Annotated in this window: 3 protein-coding genes and 1 pseudogene; 1 reads left to right on the forward strand and 3 read right to left on the reverse strand. The window is 39.3% G+C overall.

The window, feature by feature from the left end; translation table 11 throughout:
- Nucleotides 1–200: 200 nt before the first annotated feature.
- The 3 genes and pseudogenes from sdaAB to HMPREF9707_RS02965 all read right to left on the reverse strand — a co-directional run bounded on the left by sdaAB (nt 201) and on the right by HMPREF9707_RS02965 (nt 3,172).
- On the reverse strand, nt 201–908 hold the full coding sequence (gene sdaAB, locus HMPREF9707_RS09180) for an L-serine ammonia-lyase, iron-sulfur-dependent subunit beta (protein ID WP_269556263.1): 708 nt from the start codon (nt 906–908) through the stop codon (nt 201–203).
- A pseudogene (gene sdaAA, locus HMPREF9707_RS09185) lies at nt 885–1,763 on the reverse strand (L-serine ammonia-lyase, iron-sulfur-dependent, subunit alpha); the annotation flags it as partial. The pseudogene sdaAA and the gene sdaAB, both read right to left, overlap by 24 nt.
- A gap of 236 nt (nt 1,764–1,999) precedes the next feature.
- Complete coding sequence (locus HMPREF9707_RS02965; protein WP_006701235.1) at nt 2,000–3,172, reverse strand: IS256-like element IS1542 family transposase; 1,173 nt, start codon at nt 3,170–3,172, stop codon at nt 2,000–2,002.
- A 198-nt stretch (nt 3,173–3,370) separates the two neighbouring features.
- Here HMPREF9707_RS02965 and HMPREF9707_RS09060 point away from each other — a divergent pair.
- Nucleotides 3,371–5,611 (forward strand): Cna B-type domain-containing protein (locus HMPREF9707_RS09060; RefSeq protein ID WP_006701236.1); only part of this gene is annotated, 2,241 nt, incomplete at its 3' end.

Genomic DNA, 5,611 nt, shown 5'->3' on the forward strand with positions numbered 1-5,611 from the left:
CAGTCTGAATCATCTTGGATTTGTAAATCCAAATAGGTTTGCAGTCTGAATCATCTTGGATTTGTAAATCTAAATAGATTTGTCACTTGAATCTATTTAGAATCGAAAATCCAGATAGGTTCATCGTCAAAATATGTCATCATTCAACAACAAAACCGAGCACATTACGATGCTCGGTTATTTGATGACTTGCTAGTTAATTATTGAACGTAAACCATGGCGCCATCTTCGATAAATGGAAACTGTTGTTTCAACGATTCGATATCATCATCAATTAAGTTCATGTCTAGCTCATAAATTGAGACGGATGGCCCATTGATTTTAGAGCGACGGTTGGTTAATGCGGAAATATTAATTGCGTGACGTGATAGATACTCGGTAATCGCATTGATAAAGCCGACACGGTCAGGATGTAGTAATACAAGCGTAGGGCGTTCGCCACTGAATTTAACGTCGTAGCCGTTAAATTCTTTAATCTCGATTTTACCGCCCCCGATAGAACTTCCGATGATTTCAACGTGTTTGGTTGGTCCCCATAAGTTAATTCGAACGGTGTTCGGGTGATAATTGCCTAAATCCGCTTCTAAAAAGTTATATCTAAGACCCGCTTCTTCTGCACGTTCCTTTGCCAGAGAAACATCGGAATCTTTAGTAGTGTAACCTAAGACACCGGCAATTAAGGCTAAGTCAGTTCCATGCCCTTGATACGTTTTGGCGAAAGATTCCATCAACGAGAAGACGACTTCTTCAGGTTCTTCTCCTAATAATTGACGTGCAACGTTACCAATTCGAACCGCGCCGGCAGTATGAGAAGATGAAGGTCCTACCATAATTGGCCCGATAATTTCATAAGCACTCTTGTAATTTGCAATTTCTAACGTCGTATCGCCAAAAACTTGGTGTTTAATTTCTTTACCCGTCTCGGTTCCCGCTAATCCACCAATTCCTGTTTCGCGTAGGGAAGGTGGTAAATCCTTACCGATGGATTCCATTGTATCGATGACTTCATCCGGTGGGATAATACTTACAACGCCAGCTAATGCCATATCCGCTGCAGCCATGGCCGTTAAAGCGTGAAGACCGTTTCGCGTAATACAAGGTATTTCAACTAAACCAGCTACCGGGTCGCAGACAAGACCAAGTGAATTTTTTAAAGCTAACCCAACAGCGTTACCTACTTGCTCAGGTGTTCCGCCGTGTAATTCCACTAAAGCTCCAGCAGCCATTGCTGTTGCAGAGCCAATCTCAGCTTGGCAGCCACCTTGTGCGCCTGAGATTGAAGCTCGGTTCGCAATGACAAGTCCAAGGGCAGAAGAAGTAAACATCGCTTGAATAATCTCATCTTCGCTAAATTCATTTCGTTCAACCATAGCGGTTAATACTGCCGGTAAAATTCCTGCTGAACCCGCGGTAGGTGTTGCGACAATGCGTCCCATTGAAGCATTCACTTCGTTGACAGCCATTGCATTGGCAACCACTTGCAAGCTAATGGGGTTGACAATGGTTTTACCTTCTTTAATATATTCTGTCACACGGAACCCATCTCCGCCGGTAATCCCCGTTTTAGACATCGTTAAGTTTTCAGTTCCAATCTTAACGGATTCCATCATTACGTGGAATTGTTCACGCATAATGTTAATTAATTCTTCCCGATTGAGATCACCACCGTGAAATTGTAGCTCACTCTCAATCATCATCTCAGAAATTTTGCAATCTTGTGTTTTGGCTAAGTAGACCAATTCTTTCAAACTTGTAAATGACATAGCTAGCTCCTTTCTATTAAATAGATACCATCAATATAATAATGGTCTTTTAAAGTATAATCAATCATTTTAGGAAAATAAACAATAAATAGTAATCAAGTATAATTCTGCTCCTTCAACCACCATAAACAACCTATGTGAAATCAATAATAAATCCAATAAGCATATTGAAATAGGGATTTAAAAGTCAAGTCCACAATCCTGTGTAAAATACTATACAATGTTTTACCGGTCACTCATTGATCAAACTTAATATATTTTCTTGTAGAACTGAGCCATTCATCATGAAGGTCCATAAGGACAGCTCCAATTAATCGATTGGCGGACGATCGGTTGGGAAAGATACGAATAATCTTTTCTCTTCTGCGGACTTCCTGGTTCAGTCGTTCAAGAAGGTTAGTGCTTTTTAGCCGATTGTGGCCATTTCCGATGACCGTGTATTGAAAGGCATCTTCGAAGCCATTATCCAATGTTTCGCATGCTTTTGTATATTTGGACTGGTCAATATATTCACCGACTAAGGCATTCTTAGCTGTTCGAGCGAGTTCAATATCCGTAAACTTAAAGATCGCTTTTACTGCTTCTCTAAACGGTTTTGAATTCTTTTTTGGAATGGAACTGAAGATATTTCTTAAAAAATGGACCTGACATCTCTGCCAACTTGCGTTGGTAAAGGACTTACGAATCGCAGACACTAGGCCTTTATGGGCATCAGAAATGATGAGTTCTGTCCCCTGTAGACCGCGTTCTTTTAAGTAGTCAAAGAAGATGGACCATGTGTCATCACTTTCTTCATTTTGGATCATGAAGCCAATGATTTCACGATCACCCCCTTCTGTTATCCCGATCGCAATATGGCAGCTTTTAGAAAGCACTCGATGGTCCTCACGGACTTTTATGTAGAGAACATCAGTCATCAGATAAGGATAATTCGTACCTGAGAGCGAACGGTTCTGCCATTCGTTGACCATCGGGTCTAACTGTTCAGTCAGGCTAGAAACAAAAGATTTCGATACCGATTTTCCACAGAGCTTTTCAACAATCTTTGAAACTTTACGTGTCGAAACGCCTGAAACATACATCTCAAGCATTGAAGCGAGCAGTGCCTTTTCATTTCGCTGATAACGCTCAAACACCGTCGGTGAAAATTCACCATCACGTGTTCTAGGCACTTTTAATTCGAGTGTGCCCACACGAGTCGTAAAGTCTCGCTCATAATAGCCATTTCTTTGACTCTGACGACTTTCTGAACGTTCATAGTCATCGGCTTGAATATATTCTGTTCGTTGATTTTCCATCAATTGGTTGAAAACAGTGGTCAAAATATTTTTAGACACATCATCTTTAACGGAATGTTCAATAATACTTTGAACCTCTTCGTTGTTCAGTGTAAAATGTACTTGGGTCATGTAACGTCCTCCTGGGTATGTTTTTAGTGGTTAAAAACATTGTACCGTAAAAGGGCTGTTACATGGCCTTTTAACTTTTACACAATTATATGGACTTTATCGATTTAAAGGTGTACAATAATATTAGAAACTAATTTTAAAGTGTTGTAAATATTATATAAAATTAGTTTCAAGTTAATATAGAAGGGAGGGAAAAAGATGAAAAAATTTAGAAAACATTACTTATTTTTATTGTTACCTTTTTTATGTGGTTGGTTAGCGATGGGGCCGAATGTTTTAGCTGAGACGGATTCTACCATTGATATCATTCCAGAAATATCCAATGTAAATGTAGATGATGGAATAGATTCTACGGATACGTCTGAGAAAAATATGGACACACCAGAGACAAACTCAGAGGCAAACGAAGCAGCAAGTGAGCTGGATGTTATTCCAGAGGATAATTCGGGCGAAAATGGAGAAGACTCATCGAAAGATGATGTGGATCCATCAGCATCTCCTGAAGCACCCTCAGATTTATACCTAAATGGCGAGTCTGGTGATGATGATAATGATGGTTCAAGTACTGAATTAGCTGTTAGAACATTTGAAAAAGCAAAACAGATTGCAAAAGAAAAAGGAATACAAAATATTTATGTTGCAGGTACTACTTCTATTGAAGGAGAGATTAGTTTAGCTGAGACAAAAGCTAAGTTACTTCGACATAAAGATTTTAATAATTATTTATTGAAGGTTGAAAGTGGTAAAGAAGCTACTCTTACAAATATCACAATCGATGGAAATTCTGAGAATAATCCGAACATCGAAAAATCTTTAATTCAAGTCAACTCAGGTGCAACTTTAAATATTAAAGAAGGCACCGTGTTACGGAATAATAAAATTAAACCTGATAAAAACTTCATTCAAACAAAGGGTGGAGCAGTTGATGCAGAAGGTGCTACAGTCAATATGACTGGAGGGAGCGTTGAGGAAAATCAGGCCACATATGGTGGTGGGATTCATCTTAACGGTTCTACAATGAATTTTACCGGTGGTGCGGTTCAAAATAATCAATCTGAATTGGTGTTTGATAAACCCTACAATCAATACTATTCTGCCGGTGGCGGCATTATCGTACGAGAAGGCTCTGTATTGAACATGTCAGGTGATGCCAAGGTTTTAAATAATTTTGCGGCAGAAATTGGTGGTGGTATCAGTATTGGTTCGAATAATCCTGAAAAAGGTAGTACGCTTAATATGAGTGGAGGTACAGTCGATGGAAATACAGCCGGTGCATCTGGAGGAGGTATTTTCATTCAAGCAAAGTACTTCAGTGGTTCTCAAGGGAGAGCTTACATTACTGCGGGACAGATAACCAATAATAAAATGGACGGCACCGGTAAAACTAATATGGCTTTTGGTGGTGGTGGCATTTATGTCAATGGCGCTCCCGAGCAGTATGGAGCTAATGGTGAACTATACTTACAAAATGTTTTAATTACTGATAACATTTCCGAATGGGAAGGCGCTGGTTTAGCCAATTGTCCAATATCCGAAACAACTATATATGTAAATAATGGCGGAGCTTTATATGGTAACCAATCAAAAGACTCCAAACAAATGAATGATTTGTACATTCTTTCGTACGATAATTTTGGTATTCACAGTGGCCAAGCAAAATATAAACTTTCTAAATGGATGCTGGGAGGTGCTCCGTATAATTGGATGCTTCCTAACGGTGATAAGTTAGCTGATGAAATGCATCAAGGAACTCTAGCGCGTAATTCGCAGTTGGGATTAAATGTTAATTCTAAAGGAAATAATCTTACTAAATCGTTAACTAGAGTCATTATCTCTGGTAACTACTCCGCAACGCGGGGTGGTGGTATCGGAAGTAATGGTAGTGTCACGATTGGAACTGATGATGAGACGACTGAAGTTTCTGTCGAAAAACAATGGGATGATAATAATAATGCTAATAATAAACGTCCGGATACTGTTCAGGTGCAACTGCTGGCTAAAATTGGCAAACAGGAATATCTTGTTGAGACAAAAGACGTTACAGAGAATCATCAATGGAAAGTTACCTTCGAAAATCTTCCAACGAAATCAGGTGAAACTGAAATCACTTATACTGTAAGAGAAGTGGCGATTAAAGGTTATGAGTCTAAAGTTACTGGAGATTTAGCAAAAGGCTTCACCATTACGAATAAAGAAAAACCTGAAGAACCGAAGACACGTGATTTTCATGTTGTTAAAACTTGGGAACTTCAAGGTGGTGAACATCCAGTCCAACAAATTGAAGTTGAGCTATATCGCAATGGTGTAGCAACCGGACAGACCTTAACCCTATCTACTTCAAATAAGTGGCAAGGCACATTCCGTGACTTAGCATTGATTAACCCAGCTAATTCTACAGAGTATGTGTACACCGTGAAAGAAGTTGGCGAAGCCAAGGGA

The sequence above is a fragment of the Falseniella ignava CCUG 37419 genome (assembly GCF_000301055.1).
GTDB lineage: Bacteria > Bacillota > Bacilli > Lactobacillales > Aerococcaceae > Falseniella > Falseniella ignava.